Source organism: Streptomyces sp. NRRL F-5126 (genome assembly GCF_000721265.1).
In the GTDB taxonomy this organism is placed as follows: domain Bacteria; phylum Actinomycetota; class Actinomycetes; order Streptomycetales; family Streptomycetaceae; genus Streptomyces.
Genome location: NZ_JOFZ01000003.1, coordinates 377404 through 395306, shown reverse-complemented (window position 1 = coordinate 395306; position 17903 = coordinate 377404). Strand labels below are relative to the sequence as shown.

Sequence of the window (17903 nt, the reverse complement as noted above, 5' to 3'; positions counted from 1 at the left end):
GAGCGGGGCGGCCGATCAGTGGGCGGCCGGCGCTCGGCGGTGCAGTGAGCCGGAGGTGCCCGCCAAGCCTCGGCCGCCGTTACAGCGAGCTGCCCGGCCGCGCACAGGTGGAGTGCGCAGTCATGGCAGGAGACGGCCGGTGCCGAAGGGCAGGACGGTTCCGCCGGCGATGCCGAGTGCGAGGGAGAGGGTCGCTGCGGTGCAGGCGGTGGCGGCCGCCCAGCGGCCGAGGACGGTTTGGGTGCCGGCGGGAGCGTGAGCGGCGGCGGTGAAGAGGGGGGCGAGCCAGCGCAGGTAGTAGAAGAGGGAGGCGACGGTGTTGGCGACGGCGAGGGCCGCGAGCCAGGTGTAGCCGCCGTCGATGGCGGCGCTGAAGATCTCCAGTTTGCCGAGGAAGACACCGGTGGGCGGGGTGCCGACCAGGCCGAGGAGGCACACGAGCAGGACGGCTGCGAGAGCGGGGTGGCGGCGGGCGAGGCCGCGGTAGTCGTCGAGGGTTCGGGCGTGCGGGAGTTCGGTGACGACGGCGAAGGCGCCGAGATTGGTGGCGGCGTAGGCGGCCAGGTAGAACAGCAGGCTCTTCTGCGCCAGGTGGCTGCGAGTGGCGACGGCCAGGGCCATGAGGAGGTAGCCGACCTGGCTGATCGTGGAGTAGGCGAGCAGGCGTTTGACGGAGGTTTGGAAGAACGCGGCGAGGTTGCCCAGGGTCATGGTGACGGCGGCCAGGATCGCCAAGAGGAGCGGCCAGTTGACGTCGCTGCCGGGTAGCGCCTGGTGGAGCAGCCGGTATCCGGCGATGAGCGCCCCGATCTTGGGCAGGGTGGTGACGTAGGCGGCGACGGGGGCGGGTGCGCCGTCGGTGACGTCGGGGACCCAGAAGTGCGCGGGGGCGGCGCCGGCTTTGAACAGCAGCCCGGCCAGTACGCCGACCAGTCCGACAGCGACCAGACCATACGGTGCCGCGGGCAGGGCGGTGCGCAGGTCGCGGTAGATGGTGGCGTGGCCGGCGCCGTCGAGCAGGGCCGTGCCGGCGAGCATGGTGGTGCCGAGCAGGGCGCCCATCAGGTAGTACTTCAGGGCTGCTTCCGTGCCGCGGGAGTCCTTGGCGAAGGCGGCCAGGGCGTAGGCGGGGATGGACGCGAGCAGGTAGGCGGCGAACAGCATCAGCACGTCGTTCGCGCCGATGAGGGCGAGGGTGCCGGCGCCGGTCAGCAGGAGCAGGACCCAGTACTCGGTTTCGCGCCTGTGGCCGCGTACGGTCTCCACCGACATGGCGATGACCAGCAGCAGCGCGCCGAGAACAATGAGGCGTCCCGCGTCGGTGGCGCTGTCGACGGCGAAGGTGTGGGAGAAGACGGTCTGTTCGCGTCCGGTGGCCATGGTGGCCGATGTGGCGGCAAGACCCGCGGTGCAGGCCGCGGCGGCCAGGGCGGCGACGAGCCACTGGCGGCGACGCGGCAGCCAGGAACCGGCGAGCAGGCCGATCACGGCCGCGCCGGCGAGGGAGAGTTCGGGGATGAGGGCGGAGAGGTTCTCGTTCACCGGGCCACCAGCTCGATGACCGTGTGGCTGGCCGGCTCGATGACGTCCAGCAGCCAGCGCGGTGCGATGCCGATGACGAGTGCGACGGCCAGCAGCGCCACGGTGGACAGCGCTTCGCCGCCGTTCAGGTCGGAGATGCCACGGGTGGTGATGGTCCCCGGCAGCCGGGGTGCGCCGAGGAACATGCCGCGCAGGGCTCGCAGGAACAGGGCGGCGGTGATCAGGATGCCGGTCACCGCGATGGCGGTGGCCACCGTCTGGGAGGCGAGGGATCCGGCGAAGATCTGGAACTCGGCGATGAACCCGGAGAAGCCGGGGATGCCGAGGGAGGCGAACGCGGCCACCGCGGTGACGGCGGCGAAGCGCGGGGTGCGGGCGGCCAGGCCGGAGTACGCGTCGATGGCGTAGGTGCCGCCGCGGTCGTACAGGACCCCGGTGAGCAGGAACAGGGCGCCGGTGATCAGGCCGTGGCTGACCATCTGGGTGACCGCCCCGGTCACGGCCAGGGAGCGGGCCCGGGCGTCGCTGCCGGCGAGGGTTCCGGCGGCGCCGACGGCCAGGATGATGTAACCCATGTGGTTGACCGAGGTGTAGGCGATCATGCGTTTGAAGTCGGTCTGGGCCAGGGCGACCAGCGCTCCGTGAACGACCGACACGGCGCCGACGATGACGATGACCAGTGCGTAATGGCGCCAGCTGCCGGGCAGCAGGGGCATGGCGATGCGGACGAAGCCGTAGGTGCCCATTTTCAGCAGAACGCCGGCCAGGATCGCCGAGCCGGCCGCGGGGGCGTCGGTGTGGGCCGGGGGCAGCCAGGTGTGGAAGGGCACGGTCGGCGTCTTGACCGCGAGCCCCACACCGATCGCGAGCAGCACCAGCGCGGCGTACAGGCCGCGACCGGCCAGTGGGTCGGCGCGAGTGAGGTCGACGATGTCGAAGGTGTGCGGGGTGGCGGCCAGATAGAGGCCGATGAAGCCGAGCAGCAGGGCGAGCGATCCGATGAAGGTGTAGAGGAAGAACTTCAGCGCTGCCGCGCGGGCGCGCTCGCCGTGGCCCCAGCAGGCGATGACGAAGAACATGCCGACGATGGACAGGTCGAAGAACACGAAGAAGAGGATCAGGTCCAGGGCGACGAACAGGCCGATGCTCGCCGTCTGCAGGAAGAGGAACAGGCACACGTACGAGCGCACGCGCCTTGCCTCGCGCAGAGAGTGGACGGCAACGGCCAGGAACAGCAGGCAGGTCAGGGCCACCAGGGGCAGGGACAGTCCGTCGACGCCGACGTGGTAGCCGACCCCGGCGCTGGGAATCCACCGCACCCGCTGCTGGTACTGCAGGCCGCCGTGGGGATCGAACGCGGTCCACAGGGCGATCACGAGGGCCAGGTCGGCGGCCGCGGCAACGATCCACACCCAGGTGCAGGCACGGTCCGACAGGGCGCGTGGCGGCAGGAGCAGCAGTACCGCGCACACGGCCAGCGGGAGGAAGGTGACAACACTCAGCACAGGGGTTACCTCACCAACAGCACGATCAGGATCAGCACGCAGAAGCCGACGGCGGCTTGGGCGTAGTACTGGTGCAGCAGCCCGGTCTGCGGGCGGCGCGCCCACCGTCCGAGACGGCGCGCACCGGAGGCGATCGCGCCGACAGCGGCGTCGATGCCGCTGTCGTCCAGGCGGCGCGCGAACCGGGCGACGGCCAGGCCGGCCCGCGCCGTCTGCCGGACCGTGCCGTCCACGACCCGATCGTCGAGGACGGCCAGGGCGCCGGCCAGAGCCAGGACCGGACGGGCGACCAGCAGGTACGCGGCCCGCTCCAGGCCGAGCCAGCCCTCCGCCCAGCGCGCCACGGCCCGGGGCACAGGGGCGGGCCGGGAGGCGTATCGCCAGGCCCATGTAGCGGCGGCGAGGGACACGCCGGCCGACAGGCCCAGCTCCCACGCCGCAGGGGCCGGCTCGGCGGGGGCGCCGACCAGTTGTCCGATCCAGGTGGCGGGGCCGGGCAGGGCCAGGACGCCCAGTACAGCCGCGAGAGCGGTCAGCGCCCACAGTGGGAAGAGCGCCTGGCGCGGGATGCGGCGGGTGCCGTGCCGCTCGGTGTCGTACCCCGCTTCCGCGCCGGGGGGCAGGGGCCGGGTGACGTACCACAGGGCCTTGACGCTGTAGACGGCGGCCACGGCCGCGGCGGCCAGCCCCACGGCGTACAGGCCGGTGTTCTCGGCGCGGGCGGCGGCGAGCACCTCGTCCTTGGCCGCCCACAGCGACAGCGGCGGCAGCCCCGCCAGCGTCAGAGTTCCGACCGCGAAGGCGGCGCCCACCAGCCGGTAGTGGCGTGCGGCGCCGCGCAGGGAGGGCAGTTGCTTGCTGCCCAGCGCGGTCAGCCACACCCCGGCGGCCAGGAACAGCGCCGACTTGGTGGCGGCGTGCGCGATGAGCTGGGTGAGGCCGCCGGCCACGCCGCCGCTTCCGGCCGCCAGGACCATGAACCCGATCTGTGCGGAGGTGGAGGCCGCGAGCAGCTGTTTCAGGTCGCTCTGGGCGATGGCCACGATTCCCAGGGCCAGCGCGGTGAGCGCGCCTGTCCAGGCGACGAGCGGGCCCGCCCACGCGGTCGCGGCCAGCAGCGGGTGCAGGCGCAGCAGCAGGTAGGCGCCGGCGGCGACCATGGTCGCCGAGTGCAGCAGCGCAGAGACCGGGCTCGGGCCCTGCATGGCGCGAGAGAGCCAGAAGGAGAACGGCAGCTGGGCGGACTTGCCCAGCGCCGCAGCGACCATGCCCGCGGTGACGAAGTGCAGCCACGGCGAGGCCGCGTGCGGCAGCGCGTCAAGGCGCAGTGAGCCGGCGCCGCCCGCGAGCGCCGCACCTGCTGCGAGATACAGGCCGAGGTCCGCGGTGCGCGTGGTGAGGAAGGCGACGTCCGCCGCGCGCACCCGCTCCTCCCGATCCCACCAGTAGCCGATCAGCGCCCAGCTGGTGGCGCCCATGACCTCCCAGGCCATCAGCAGCAGCGGCAGCGTGGTCGCCGTGACGGTGACGAGCATCGCCCCGGCGAAGAGCAGCGTCAGCCCGAAGAACCGGCCCCGGTTCTCGTCCTGGCCGAACTCCCCGGTGGAGAACGCCAGCACTCCCAGGGTGACCGCGGCGACGGTGATCACCATGACGGCGGACAGGCCGTCCACCGCGAGCCCCGCCCGCATCCCGGTGAACAACGGCGCACTCGCCCCGGGCCGTGTGACCGCGGAGGTCACGGCCAGGCCCAGCGTCGCCACGGCCGCCGCCACCCCGAGGAGCGGGGCCTGCCGGTTGACGCTTCGGCCCGCCAGGCCCAGGGCGGCCCCCGTGCCCGAGGGGACGGAGATCAGCAGCCAGAGCAGCACACTCACCCCTTGAGCTCCTCGGCCATGTCGGTCATGTCGACCTGCCGGGCACGGTAGATGGCCGTGGTGACGGCAAAGCCCATGGCCATCTCCACGGCCATCGCCACCACCGCCGCCACGACGATCACCTGCCCGCTCGGCGCGTTCGGGGTAAGGAAGTGCCAGAAGTCCGCGGCGGCCACGATGATCCCGCCGATCATCAGCTCGATCCCCATCATGATCATCACGATGGACTGCTGGGAGAGTGCGCCGAACAGGCCGATGCAGAACAGACCGGCGGCCAGTACCAGGATCAGCTCGAAGGTCATCGGCCCACCCCTCCGCCGGCCGGGTCGTCGGCGGGCCGCTGGTCGAGGTCGTCGCCGAAGCGGTCGTAGCGGCCCCGGTGGGTGGCCAGCACCGTGGCGCCGACCATGGTGGCCAGCAGCACGAACCCGAGCGTGACCATGGTCAGCATCTGCCCGCCCATCAGCGACATGGCGACCTGAAAGGTGGTGTCCTTCGGCCGGACCGCAGCGGGCTTCGGCCATGGCACCGCGAAGATCCCGGCGACGAGGGCGGCGAACACAGCCGCGCTGATGATCAGGGAACCGCGCTTGTTGTGCAGCATCGACATCGGCATCAGGCCGGCCGGATTCATCATGTAAGCGATCATGAACACGGCCATGATCACCATCTCCATGACCATCATCAGCACGATCACCACACCCAGATACGGCAGCCCCAGCACCGTCACCACGCCACCGACGCACACCAGGGACGCCAGCAGGCAGAAGGTGACGCGGGCCATCGAGTTGAGGGTGAACACCAGCACCCCGCCGACCAGGGCGAGCATGCCCAGCAGCCCCAGCAGCACCAGGTCCCTCGTACTCATGGTGCGATCCCCTCGCTCGTCATCGGTTCAGGTCGACCAGGGCCGGGATGAGTACCTGCACGATCGTCAGTGGGATGAGCACCACCCAGGCGAACTCCACGTAACGGTCGGCCCGGATCACCGGCAGTCGCCGCACCGCCGCCACCAGCACGGCCAGCACCAGCAGCGTCTTGACCGCCTGCCAGGCCCAGGACGGCATCCCCGGGCCGGCGCCGCCACCCAGGAACAGCGGTACGGCCATCGCCGATCCCGCGGCCAGCCACAGCCACCGCCCGGCCTCAAGCAGCAACCGGTCCGCCCCCGAGACTTCGCTCAGCACCCCGCCCGCCAGGTCACGACCCGCCGGGTAGGCGAACGGCCCAAGGAAACCGAAGGCGAGCACCCCGGCCAGGTAGACGACGAAGGCGACCGGCATCCACACCGCGTACCACAGACCGTGCTGGGCGCCGGCGATGCCGCCCACCCGCAGGGACTGCGCGCCGGTCGCCGCCGACATCAGCGCGAACATCAGCGGCAGTTCATAGGCCAGGCTCTGGGCCAGGAACCGGTAGCCACCCACCAGGGACAAGGCGGCGTTGGGGCCCCAGCCGGCCAGCCACAGCCCGGCCCAGGTCAACACCTCCATGGCGTTGAACCACACCAGGCCGACCGACGGGTCGGCCACCGCCACGCCACCGAACGGGATCACCAGCGTGGACAGCACCGCCGCCACCGGCACGGTGACCACACCGGCCCGCCACAGCAGCACATCCGGGGCGGGCAGGCGCCTCGGCTGGGCAAGCAGCGCCCGCGGCACCCCGAGAAACGGCCGCATCACGCCGGCGGGGGTGACGGGCCGGCCCGCGTCCCGGGCTTCGAGCACCGCATGCCCGGCCACCGCGAGCCCGGCCAGTGCGAGCAGCATCGCGGGCGCCGCAAGCAGCGTCCACCACGCCCCTGCCTCAATCACGAAGCCGTCACCTCACGTCGTGCCGCGGCGAGTTCGTCCAGGTCCGGGTCGAGGCTGGCCACGATGAGGCGCGCGGCGGCCAGTTCGGCCCCCGTCAGCAGACCCGGCAGGAGGCGGATCAGCGCCGCCGACGGCGGGCCGCCGTCCCGCCACCATCCGCGGGGACTTTCCTCCACCGCCGGCCGAAGCGGCGACGGCTCCTCAAGACGCCCCACATCGCGGCGGATGACGGCAAGCCACTGCCGGTAGCGATCGCTCACGTCCCCGCCGGCCCGCGCCGCCGGTCCGCTCACTCCGGCCTCGCGCGCCCGTTCCGCACTCACCTGGCCGATCCCGCGGGTCATCCAGGCCAACGTCCGCGACCGGCCGACCCGGCGGGCGAAACGCTCAAGCCGGAGCACGACTGCCGCGCCGGGCGCGCCGTCGAGCAGGTCGTCGCGCAGCCGCCTCGCCACGACCGCCTCGGCGGGCCAGCCGGCCACCGACAACAGCCGGGCCAGACTGTCCAGATGCGCCGCCGCCCGCCGCCGGACCGCCTCGCCCACGCTCACCGGCTCACCCGCCGCCGCACGCAGCCACGGCTGCACCCAGAACGCCTCCGCCACCGCGGAGCCGGGTCGCAACGGCTCCTCGACCTCGGCCTCCTGCACGACATCGCCCTGCAGCGTCACACGAATGGCCAGGCCTGACGGCCAGTCGGCGAGCAACGGTCCGAGCGCCACGTGCAGCTGGTCGAGCGTCAGGCCGTCACGGTCCTCACCCTGCTCGGCCATCGGCAGCCCACCCGGCATCTCCATCTCGCCGCCGCCGTGACCGCCATGCCCCTCATGGCCGCCGTGGCTCCGGCTGTGATCGCCCTCGTCGTCGCTCTCGGCTGCATCGGGCGCTTCGGCCTGCGTGCGCCGACCGGCCGGCGAGCCGAGCCGGGCCTGTCCGGTCGCCAGCGCGGCCTCGACGTCATCGGCACTCAGCGCCTGGACGCGGGCGCGGGGCGCGGGCATGTCCTGCCACAGCCGGTCCACGGCCGCGTCCAGGTCCGGGCGGGCCGGCCCGGCGACGAGGAGCACATCCGCCTGCGCCGGGGTGGCGGCCAACGGCCAGTCCCGCAGCCGCAGGACGCGCTCGGCTGCCAGCCGCGCAGCCGTTCCGCCCGGCAGGGTGGCCGGCAGCACATGAGGCCGGGCGGCGGCAGCGCGCAGTGCAAGGCCGGTCATGTCCATCGCAGCGCACCCTCCCGCCAGGCATGGACGACCCCGGCCAGCAGAACCCCGAGGAAGACGAACATCTCGATCACCGCGCTGGACCCCATGGTGGAGATCACCCGCGTCCACGGGTACATGAACACCATCTCCATGTCGAAGGCCAGGAACAGCATCGTCACCGTGTACCAGCGCACGTGGAACCGGCTCACCGCGTGCTCGACCGGCTCAAGACCTGACCCGAACGGCGCGGCCGCCACCGGATCAGCGGACAGCCGCGCCGCCCAGGCCGTCCCGTAGACGCCGGCGACGGCCAGCGCGGCCACACCCAGCAGGGACAGTGCCGCCGTCATGCCGCTCATCCCGTCTCACCGCGCTGGACGGCGCCCTGGGCGACCATCTCCATGCTCCTCTCTGCTGCCGTCCGGAGGCGCTCACCTGCCCCCGGGGATACGCAATCAAGAGTCGGTCCTGACATCCCTTGCGAGGATTCCGGTTACGGGGCGGGAAAAGGGCGTGGCACGCCGCGCCGGAGAAAGTTGCCGCCTGCGACCGTACGAATGATGCGTGCAGCCGCGCGTGCAGCCGCGCCCCGCGGCCCCGCGCCGGGGGCCGCACCAGGAGGCCAGGACCACCCGGCACAGCCCCCTGGGACATCAGGCGCGGTAGGCCAGATTGGCCATCATCCCGGCTGCGCCGTGGTAGGCGTTGTGGCAATGCAGCATCCATTGACCCGGGTTGTCGGCGTCGAAGAAGACGGATGTCTTCTTGCCGGGCAGGACGATGGCGGTGTCCTTGCGCGGGCCGTTGCTGCCGAGCTGGAAGGTGTGGCCGTGCAGGTGCATCGGGTGCCACATGTCGGTGCGGTTGACGAAGTCGAGCCGTACGCGCTGGCCCTCCTGGACGAGGACGGGGTTCGCCTGCGGATCGGTCATGTCGAACGGCCGCCCGTTGATGGACCAGTTGTACTTCGCCATGCCACCGGTCAGCTTGATCTGGTGGGTGACATCCGTCTTGGCCGGGGCGAGCCGAACGCTGTCCGCAGCCCGCAACTGTGAAGCGGTCATGATCATCCCGTCGAGTTCCTTGGGCCGGACGGTCGCCGGCGGCGCGCTTCCCGAACCTGTCCGTGCCAGGGCCAGGCCGCTCGCCTTCTTGCCCTCGGCGAGCGCGACGAGCGGGAAGACGCCGTCGTCGAGAGTGACGAGGACGTCGTAGCGTTCGCCCATGCCCACCAGCAGGGCGTCCACTTGCTGGTGCTCGACGGGGTAGCCGTCGGTGTGGGTGATGGTCAGCCTGTGGCCACCGAGGGCGACCCGGTAGGCGGTGTCGGAACCGGCGTTGATGATCCGCAGCCGTACCTTCCTGCCGGGCTTGCCCGAATAGACATCCGGATCCGTGGCCACCCTGCCGTTGATCAGATGGTGCGGGTACTTCACATCTCCGGCGTCGCCTTCGAGCAGCTTGCTGGTGGCGCCCGTGAGCATGAACTTCGACCCCATGCCCCCGGACGATGCGGAGGCCGAAGCGGACGAAGACGCCGCCTCGCCCATACCCATTCCGCCCATGTCCCCCGTGTCATGGCCGCCCATGCCGTGACGGAGCTCGGCGAAGACCTCGTCCGGGGTGCCGGTGACGCCGTCGACCCAGTCGTCGAGGAGCACCACCCACTCGTCGTCGTACGCCAGGGGCTCCTCGGGGTCCTCGACGATCAGCGGGGCGTAGAGCGCCCGGTCGAGCTGGACCCCGACGTGGGGGTGGAAGAAGTAGGTGCCCGGCGCGTCGGCGGTGAACCGGTAGCCGAAGGTCGAGCCGGCCCGCACGGCGGTCTGGGTGAGGGGCGGCATGCCATCCATGTCGTTGCGCAGTGCGATGCCGTGCCAGTGGATCGACGTGGCGGTCTTGCCGGGGAGTTGGTTCGACAGCTCCGCGGCCAGGGTGTCGCCGGCGGACAGCCGGACCTCCTTGCCGGGAGTGCGTCCGTCGAAAGCCCAGGTCCTGGGAGTGACACCACCGCCCAGGTCGATCATGGCGGGCGCGGCTGTCAGAGTGATCCTGTGCGTACGCCCGCTGTGCGAGCGCTTCTTCTCGGCGCCGGCCACCGCCGCGCTTGCGGGGCTGACCAGGGCCCTGTCGTCCGAACCATTGCCGCCGGAACCGCCGCAGGCGGCGAGCGCGCCTGCGCCGGCCGCTCCCAGGCCCGCGAGCAGGATGGAACGCCGGTTGACACTCTTCATCGTGGTGCATCCTCTGTCTCGAAACTGCCGATGTGGTCACGTGAGGACGGCACATCGCGCGCCGTCAGGAGCGGCCTAGATGCGCAGTCGAGACAGGACGGACAGGTCGGGCGGAGCTCGTCCGACAGCACTGGTGGGGGCGGTCCCCGGCACCGTCGCCCGCAGGTCCGCCGGAGCGACGAAGGGGCTTTGCCCCGGCGCGGGAAGCTGAACGGACCCGACGCTCGCGGCGGCGCAGTGCTGCATGCCGGACATGCCGCAACCGCCAGAGACGACGCCGTGCACGGACGCCGACGGCCGGCCCGCCGGCACGTGGGCGTCATGGCCGGGGGACAGCGTGGATGCCATACCTGCGGTCGGCATGGCCACCGCGCAGGTTTCGTGATGAACGAGCACGGCCAGCGCGACGCACAGGGTGCCCAACACCCCGTACGTCCAGCGGAGGGCTGTCCCACCGCTGCCGCGAGCCGCCCGTTGCGCCATGAACTCCACCTGTGCCGTATGTGCCGATGCCCGGCCCGGCGCATACTACCCCCCTGGGGTACCTGTGCTGGCTCGGCGGTTGTTTCAGCTGGTGGGGCACGCACTCCAAGGCGAAGCCGGGCGTGATGGCGGGTCAGTCCGTCAGCGCTTGACGGATGCGGCGGGAGGGGGCGCCGGCATACAGGCCCAGCGCGCCGGGCGGGTCGGCCGGCCCGGGCCGCCGGCTTCGACCCAGGGTGGCGATGCCGCCGCGCTCTCGGCCACGGACCGGCGCAGCCGGGCGAGCTGGGCGCCGTGGTCCAGGTCGGGGATCTGTCGGGGATCTTGGGGTGCGGCGGCTCACTGGCCGTGCCCGGTGCGTGTGCGGCGCCAGGCGGCGTCGGCCAGCAGGCGCAGGCCGTTGAGGCCGACGATGACGGTGGAGCCCTCGTGGCCCGCGACACCGAGCGGCAGCGGCAGGGTGCCGGCCAGGTCCCAGATGACCAGCCCGGTGATGAACGCCGCCGCGATCGCGAGGTTTTGTACCACCAGGCGCCGGGCCCGGCGTGAGAGTGCCACGACGGTGGGGACGGTGGCGAGCTCGTCGCGGACCACGACGGCGTCGGCGGTCTGAAGCGCGAGGTCGGACCCCGTGCGGCCCATGGCGATCCCGGTGTGGGCGGCGGCCAGCGCGGGAGCGTCGTTGACGCCGTCACCGATCACCAGCACCTTGCGCCCGGCAGCCTCCAGCTCCCTCACGGCGCTGACCTTGTCCTGCGGCAGGAGGCCGGCACGGACATCGGTGATGCCGACCTCTTCCGCCAGGCGAGCGGCCGCTCGTGGGTTGTCGCCGGTGAGAAGTACCGGCGCACGGCCGGTCAGGGCGGTCAGCGCGGTGACGGCGGCGGTGGCTTCCTCGCGCAGCCGGTCGGCGATGCCCAGCACGCCGACCGGAGTGCCCTCGACCTCGACCAGGGCGACGGTGCGGCCCTCGTCCTCCAGGGCGGCGGCGACCGCGGCGGCCGGGTGGTCGTCGCGGGCGCCTCGGTGCCGGGCGGGTCTGCCGACCGCGACTGCCTTGCCGTCGACGGTGGCCGCAACTCCGGTGCCGGTGGCGGAGGTGAAGTCCTCGACCACGGGGATGCGCAGGTCACGGGTGCGGGCGGCGTCCACGACGGCGCGGGCCAGCGGGTGCTCGCTGGGGTATTCGACCGCCGCCGCCACCCGCAGCAGTTCCTCCTCGCTCAGGCCGGAGGCGGCCAGTGGGCGGATGTCGGTCAGGCGCGGGGTGCCCTCGGTCAGCGTGCCGGTCTTGTCCAGGGCCACCGCGTCGACCTGGCCGAGCTGCTCCATCACCACGGCGGACTTGACCAGCACGCCGTGGCGGCCTGCGTTCGCGATGGCGGACAGCAGAGGCGGCATGGTCGCCAGCACGACCGCACACGGCGAAGCGACAATCATGAAGGTCATCGCCCGCAGCAAGGTCGGCTGCAGCGCGGCGCCGAACAGCAGCGGCAGCACGAACAGCGCAAGCGTGGCGGCCACCATGCCGAGGCTGTAGCGCTGCTCGACCTTCTCGATGAACAGCTGTGTCGGCGCCTTGGTCTCGGATGCTTCCTCGACCATCGCCACGATCCGGGCGATCACCGAGTCCGAGGGGTCGCGCTCGACCTTCACGCGCAGCGCGCCTGTGCCGTTGAGGGTGCCGGCGAACACCTCGTCGCCCTCCTGCCTGGCCACCGGCAGCGGCTCGCCGGTGATGGAGGCCTGGTCGACGTCGCTCGCCCCGTCAAGCACCCGCCCGTCGGCGCCGACCCGCTCCCCGGGACGCACCAGAATGACGTCACCCACTCGCAACTCCTCGGCGGGGAGCGTCTCCTCGGCGCCGTCACCGGCCAGGCGGGTCGCTGCCGTGGGCGCGAGGTCGAGCAGGCCGCGCACGGAGTCGGCGGTGCGGGCGGTGGCGATCGCCTCCAGGGCACCGGAGGTGGCGAAGATGACGATCAGCAGCGCACCGTCCAGCACCTGCCCGATCGCCGCCGCACCCAGCGCGGCGACCACCATCAGCAGGTCCACGTCCAGCGTCTTGCCCTGCAGCGCCCGTAGGCCCGCCCAGCCGGGCTCCCAGCCGCCGGTCGCACAGGCGAGGGCGAACAACGGCCCCCACGCCCAAGCCGGCGCGCCCAGCAGATACAGCGGCAGCGCCGCCAGGAACAGCACCAGCGAGGCAGCCGCCCAGCGCGCCTCTGGCAGCGCCAGGATCCGGGTACGGCGCCGGGGCGCTACCGCGTCACGCACGGCGTCGCCGGCAGGTGCCGGGCGGGTGAGAGTGGAAGACATCGAAGCGAGATTCCTTCGCAAGCGGGGCGGACAGCGTCCAACCCCACCACCGTAACAAGAACGAATGAACATTAATTCATGTGTTCCTTCGGGAGACGTACAATGGCGGCATGGGTCATGGAGCCGAATCACCCGCCAGCCGCGTCCCGCGCACCTACCTCACCGCGGACAACGCCACCAAGGTGGCCGCCACGCTGCAGGCGCTGGCCACCCCCTCAAGGCTGCTGATCCTCTCCCGCCTGCGCGAGGGCCCGCTGCCGGCAACCGAGCTCGCCGCCGAGGTCGGCATGGAGCAGTCCGCCTGCTCCCACCAACTGCGCCTGCTGCGCAACCTCAACCTCGTCGTAGGCACCCGCACGGGCCGCTCCATCGTCTACTCCCTCTATGACGACCACGTCTCCGAGTTGCTCGACCAGGCGCTCTACCACGTCGAGCACCTCCGACTCGGCCTGAGCGACACCACTGGCACCGTCACCGAGCCGGAACCCGAAACCGCGGCGCTCCCGAGCACGTGAGCAGCGCTCGTCGGGCCGCATGAGGGGCCAGGGCCTGGTGAGGGAGCGGCCAAGTGGCGGCCGGCGGCCCGATCCCCGCATCGGTGGTCCAGGAGCAGGTGGCCGATGCCGCGTACACGACGCTGCTGGCGATCCTGACATGCGCGGCGGGATGCGCGCCATGCTGGACGAGGGCGGGGACCATGCGGCGGTGCCGGCCCGGTTGGTTTTGGATCTGTCGGTGGAGCAGTTGCTGCACGGCGCTCGCTTTCCGCACCTTCGCCGGGCTCACGTCCCCGGCGGATCGCCGTCGTCTCCGCGAGTGTGGGCGCGGGACGCGACGGGCGGCCGCCGGGCCGGCCGGCCGATGGTGCTTCGCGCCCCGGTGCGGTGTGGCGGGCGCTGTTCCGCAGCGCGGAGTGTCGCATGCTCGCGATGCTTCCGCCCTGACCGACTTCTCCGTTCATGCGATGTGGGTCGCGCCCGGTTCGGGCTGCCCGCGGACGCACCGCCGGCCGAGTAGTTGCGGCAGGACGGCGTCGAGCACGCCTTCGGCTGGGTGGACGACATGCCGGAGCTTTTGCACGCCTGCGACGTGCTGGTCCAGAACGCCGGCGGGCTGACCTCGCTCGAGGCGTTCGCCGCCGGGCTTCCGGTGGCCGGCTACCGGTGCATCCCCGGCCGCGGGCAGACCAACGCCGAGGCGCCGCAGGAGGTGGGCCTCGCGTACCGGATCCGCACGCCGGCAGACCTCGGTCCCGTACTCACGGAACTCCGGAACGGGCCGCGCGGCCAGGCCCGGCCCGCGGCAGCTCTCGCCCTGCACCGATGGGCCCCGGCCCGGTGCCCGCCATCGCTGCCGGAGCCGGACACCAGCTCACGCCAGGCCCACAGTCCGGCACGAGCAGGGGGTCTTCGGCTTGCCCGGCACAATGCCCTGCGGTATCAAATCCGCTTCACCCGGCGCACGGCCGGGCGTTCATCCTCGGGCCAGGTGTCGCCGTACGACCGTCAGTGCGGGGCCCAGCGCGAGTACGACGCCGAGAACGGCGTAGCCGTGGGTGAGGGTGGTGAGGGAGGCGACCACAGCGACGAGCAACGGGCCGCCCGCGTCGCCCAGTTCACGGCCGAGTTCGGCGGCGCCCATGGTCTGCCCGAGTCGCTCGGTGGGGGTGCTCGCGGCCAGCGCCGCGAAACCGAGCGGGGTGATCAGACCGGTTCCCACGCCGATCAGGGCGGCGCCGGCAAGGATGCCGGTCAGGCCCGGCAGCATCGCGCAGCCCAGCCCGCCCGCAGCGATCAGCAGTCCCGCCGTGATCCCGGACCGGGTCGTCAGGCGTCCGTCGTCCAATGCCCGCCCCGCCCGCGGCTGGACCACCGCCGCGCAGGCGGCAAGCAGCGATACGGCTGCTCCCGTGGCCACCGTGCCCAGCCCGGCCACCCGGCCCGAGACCGGCAGGAAACCCACCCCGACCGCCAGGGCGGCGGTCGCCGCCGCCAGCGCCGACGTCGGGACGAGGAAGGCCGGGTCGGCCAGGCGGCGGGCCAGATCCAGTACCGTCTGCCGGACCTTGGGGAGCGGGGGCACGTCGGGTACCGCGAGCGCGGCCCACCCGGCGACCGCCGCACCGAGCGCGGCCAGGACCGCGAACAGCAGCCGCAGCCCGCCGGCCCATACCAGCACGCCGCCGAGCAGCGGCCCGAGGGTGTAGCCGATCGACTTGTAGAAGCCGTAACTGCCGAATGCCCGGCCGCGTTTGGCCGCCGGGTTGAGACGAGCCACGAGCGCGGACGCCGAGGGGGAGAAGGCGGAGGCCGCGGCGCCCTGGCCGAGGCGAGCGGCCCACAGCCATCCGGGGCTGTCAGCGGCGGCGTACACGGCGGACGCGGCAGCGAAGGCGACCAGGCCGCCGAGCAGGACCGGGCGTGCGCCGATCCGGTCGGCCAGCGCGCCGAAGACCGGCTTGAGCAGCACCTCGGCACCGTCGTACAGGGCGAGCAGGCCGCCGAGCACCAGCAGCGAGGTGACCGCGCCCTCGGCGTGCGCGCCGAGGCTGGCAGCGATCCCGTGCGCGCCGAACGCGGTCGTGAACCCTGCCGCGTACAGCGGCCACATCTGCCGGGCCGGAGCCGCTGGGGAGTTGGCGGCCGTGCTCACTGCTCGCCTTCCGGGGCCTGATGCAAGGCCGCGAAGACCCTTTCCGCATAGTCCTCACAGGCCGCGGCGCATTCCTTGAGCCGCCGGCCGGCCTCGGGCGCCTCCGGGGCGCCGAACACATCGCGGGCCGTCAGGTCGCGGTGCCAGCGCCGCAGCCGTTCCAGCGACTGCTCCTCTTCCTCCAGCTCGGCCAGCGTGAACTTCGCGATGCGGATCTCCTTGGCGATCTCCGCCTCGAACTTGCCGCAGTCGGACAGGAACTCCGTCCAGTCCGCAGACCGGGCGGCGGTGAACAGCGCCTTGAAGCGGGCGGCGTCCTGCGCGCTGCGCCCTGTGGCGTTCAGCGTGACCGCCTGGCCCGCCGCTGCGTTCGCCAGCTCCAGCGCCCGAGCCACGCCTTCGGCGAAGACCGGTACGTCCGGTACGGCCCACACGCCCTGACCGAGCGAGAGCGCGCCGATACGACGCAGCTCACGCCAGACAGCCACCCGGTGCCTGGACGGCTCGGCGGGCAGTTTGATCACGAGCACGAGCCACGCACTCGCCGGTTCTATGTTCGCCACACTAGAAAATGTAGCAAGCGTTACATTCGCTGGGTACATGCGTGGGTGAACGCCAGCCGTAGGTCTGGAACCGAGTGCGCGAAGGCTATGCCCCGGGTGCTGCGCAGAGACGCCGCCGAGCCCCTGCCTGACCCGCTGAATAGCAGGTCAGGCAGGGTGCGGCGGCATCGTCGTATCAGATGTCGCGGAAGATCTCGATCTGCGCGCCCACCGAGTTCAGGCGCTCGGCCAGGTCCTCGTAGCCGCGGTTGATGACGTACACGTTGCGCAGGACGGACGTGCCCTCGGCCGCCATCATCGCCAGCAGGACGACCACCGCGGGCCGCAGCGCCGGCGGGCACATCATCTCGGCGGCGCGCCAGCGGGTCGGGCCCTCGACCAGGACGCGGTGCGGATCGAGGAGCTGGAGGCGCCCGCCGAGCCTGCCCAGGTCGGTGAGGTAGATCGCCCGGTTGTCGTACACCCAGTCGTGGATCAGGGTCTGGCCCTGAGCCATGGCGGCGATTGCCGCGAAGAACGGGACGTTGTCGATGTTCAGGCCGGGGAACGGCATGGGGTGGATCTTGTCGATCGGCGCTTCCAGCTTCGACGGACGCACCGTCAGGTCGACGAGCCTCGTGCGGCCGTTGTCGGCCGGGTACTCGGGCGTCAGGTCGTGGTCGAGCCCCATCTCCTCCAGCACCGCGAGCTCGATCTCCAGGAACTCGATGGGCACCCGGCGGATCGTCAGCTGCGATTCGGTGACGACCGCGGCGGCGATCAGGCTCATCGCCTCGACCGGGTCCTCCGACGGCGAGTAGTCGACGTCCGTGTCGATCGAGGGCACGCCGTGCACGGTGAGCGTGGTGGTGCCGATGCCCTCGACCCGCACGCCGAGCGCCTCGAGGAAGAAGCACAGGTCCTGGACCATGTAGTTCGACGAGGCGTTGCGGATCACGGTGGTGCCGTCGTGGCGCGCCGCCGCGAGCAGGGCGTTCTCGGTGACGGTGTCGCCGCGCTCGGTCAGCACGATCGGGCGGTCGGGCGCGACGGAGCGGTCGACCTGGGCGTGGTAGAGGCCCTCGGTGGCCGCGATGTCGAGGCCGAAGCGGCGCAGCGCGATCATGTGCGGCTCGATCGTGCGCGTACCGAGGTCGCAGCCGCCGGCGTACGGCAGCCGGAAGGAGTCCATGCGGTGCAGCAGCGGCCCCATGAACATGATGATGGAGCGGGTGCGGCGGGCCGCGTCGGCGTCGATGGCCTCCATGTCGAGGTCGGCGGGCGGCACGATCTCCAGGTCGACGCCGTCGTTGATCCACCGGGTGCGTACGCCGATGGAGTTGAGCACCTCGAGGAGGCGGTAGACCTCCTCGATGCGGGCGACGCGCCGCAGGACGGTACGTCCCTTGTTGAGCAGCGAGCCGCAGAGCAGCGCGACGCACGCGTTCTTTGACGTCTTGACGTCGATGGAGCCCGAGAGCCTGCGGCCGCCGACCACGCGCAGGTGCATGGGGCCGGCGTAACCGAGGGAGACGATCTCGCTGTCGAGAGCCTCCCCGATGCGGGCGATCATCTCAAGGCTGATGTTCTGATTGCCGCGTTCGATCCGGTTCACGGCGCTCTGGCTGGTCGCGAGTGCGTCGGCGAGCTGCGTCTGCGTCCAGCCACGGTGCTGGCGGGCGTCACGGATGAGCTTGCCGATGCGTACGAGGTAGTCATCTGCCATAGCG

General features: G+C 71.9%; 15 protein-coding genes. 1 reads left to right on the top strand and 14 read right to left on the bottom strand.

All coding sequences use genetic code 11. The annotated features are described in order from the left end of the window. Positions 1-120: 120 nt before the first annotated feature. From IH48_RS0108190 to IH48_RS0108140, 11 genes are all read right to left on the bottom strand, one after another. A complete protein-coding gene (locus tag IH48_RS0108190; RefSeq protein WP_030901154.1) occupies positions 121-1542 on the bottom strand; it encodes an NADH-quinone oxidoreductase subunit N in 1422 nt (473 codons plus the stop codon). Beyond that, the gene (locus IH48_RS0108185; RefSeq protein WP_030901152.1) at positions 1539-3047 is read right to left on the bottom strand and encodes a complex I subunit 4 family protein; all 1509 of its coding nucleotides are present in this window, start codon (positions 3045-3047) and stop codon (positions 1539-1541) included. Before IH48_RS0108185 ends, IH48_RS0108190 begins: the two co-directional genes overlap by 4 nt. Before the next feature lie 5 nt (positions 3048-3052). Next, a complete protein-coding gene (locus IH48_RS0108180) occupies positions 3053-4924 on the bottom strand; it encodes an NADH-quinone oxidoreductase subunit L (protein ID WP_030901150.1) in 1872 nt (623 codons plus the stop codon). Beyond that, positions 4921-5226, bottom strand: a complete 306-nt coding sequence (locus tag IH48_RS0108175; protein ID WP_030901148.1) for an NADH-quinone oxidoreductase subunit NuoK — start codon at positions 5224-5226, stop codon at positions 4921-4923. The genes IH48_RS0108180 and IH48_RS0108175 overlap by 4 nt, the downstream gene beginning before the upstream one ends. After that, a complete protein-coding gene (locus tag IH48_RS0108170) occupies positions 5223-5792 on the bottom strand; it encodes an NADH-quinone oxidoreductase subunit J (RefSeq protein ID WP_030901146.1) in 570 nt (189 codons plus the stop codon). The genes IH48_RS0108175 and IH48_RS0108170 overlap by 4 nt, the downstream gene beginning before the upstream one ends. Before the next feature lie 19 nt (positions 5793-5811). Next, complete coding sequence (locus IH48_RS0108165) at positions 5812-6741, bottom strand: NADH-quinone oxidoreductase subunit H (protein ID WP_030901143.1); 930 nt, start codon at positions 6739-6741, stop codon at positions 5812-5814. Next, a complete protein-coding gene (locus IH48_RS0108160; RefSeq protein WP_324604292.1) occupies positions 6738-7955 on the bottom strand; it encodes a hypothetical protein in 1218 nt (405 codons plus the stop codon). Before IH48_RS0108160 ends, IH48_RS0108165 begins: the two co-directional genes overlap by 4 nt. Continuing rightward, entirely contained in the window at positions 7952-8302 is a 351-nt protein-coding gene (locus IH48_RS0108155; RefSeq protein ID WP_030901138.1) for an NADH-quinone oxidoreductase subunit A, read from the bottom strand. The genes IH48_RS0108160 and IH48_RS0108155 overlap by 4 nt, the downstream gene beginning before the upstream one ends. 294 nt (positions 8303-8596) lie before the next feature. Next, entirely contained in the window at positions 8597-10177 is a 1581-nt protein-coding gene (locus IH48_RS0108150; RefSeq protein ID WP_030901123.1) for a multicopper oxidase family protein, read from the bottom strand. A gap of 75 nt (positions 10178-10252) precedes the next feature. Continuing rightward, positions 10253-10660 carry a DUF6153 family protein gene (locus IH48_RS36905; RefSeq protein ID WP_030901120.1) on the bottom strand — a complete coding sequence of 136 codons (408 nt, stop codon included), beginning with the start codon at positions 10658-10660 and terminating at the stop codon, positions 10253-10255. A 339-nt stretch (positions 10661-10999) separates the two neighbouring features. After that, complete coding sequence (locus tag IH48_RS0108140; RefSeq protein WP_030901117.1) at positions 11000-12979, bottom strand: heavy metal translocating P-type ATPase; 1980 nt, start codon at positions 12977-12979, stop codon at positions 11000-11002. 110 nt (positions 12980-13089) lie between these two features. Between IH48_RS0108140 and IH48_RS0108135 the strand changes: the two genes are divergently transcribed. Beyond that, positions 13090-13494, top strand: coding sequence for an ArsR/SmtB family transcription factor (locus IH48_RS0108135; protein WP_030901114.1), 405 nt, complete (start codon positions 13090-13092; stop codon positions 13492-13494). 958 nt (positions 13495-14452) lie between these two features. Here IH48_RS0108135 and IH48_RS0108130 read toward each other — a convergent pair. The 3 genes from IH48_RS0108130 to IH48_RS0108120 all read right to left on the bottom strand — a co-directional run bounded on the left by IH48_RS0108130 (position 14453) and on the right by IH48_RS0108120 (position 17899). Continuing rightward, complete coding sequence (locus IH48_RS0108130; protein ID WP_037841350.1) at positions 14453-15589, bottom strand: MFS transporter; 1137 nt, start codon at positions 15587-15589, stop codon at positions 14453-14455. Positions 15590-15627: 38 nt separating this feature from the next. After that, complete coding sequence (locus IH48_RS0108125) at positions 15628-16233, bottom strand: Chromate resistance protein ChrB (protein WP_051839350.1); 606 nt, start codon at positions 16231-16233, stop codon at positions 15628-15630. Between the two features lie 136 nt (positions 16234-16369). Next, entirely contained in the window at positions 16370-17899 is a 1530-nt protein-coding gene (locus IH48_RS0108120) for a helix-turn-helix domain-containing protein (protein WP_030901105.1), read from the bottom strand. Positions 17900-17903 lie beyond the last annotated feature (4 nt).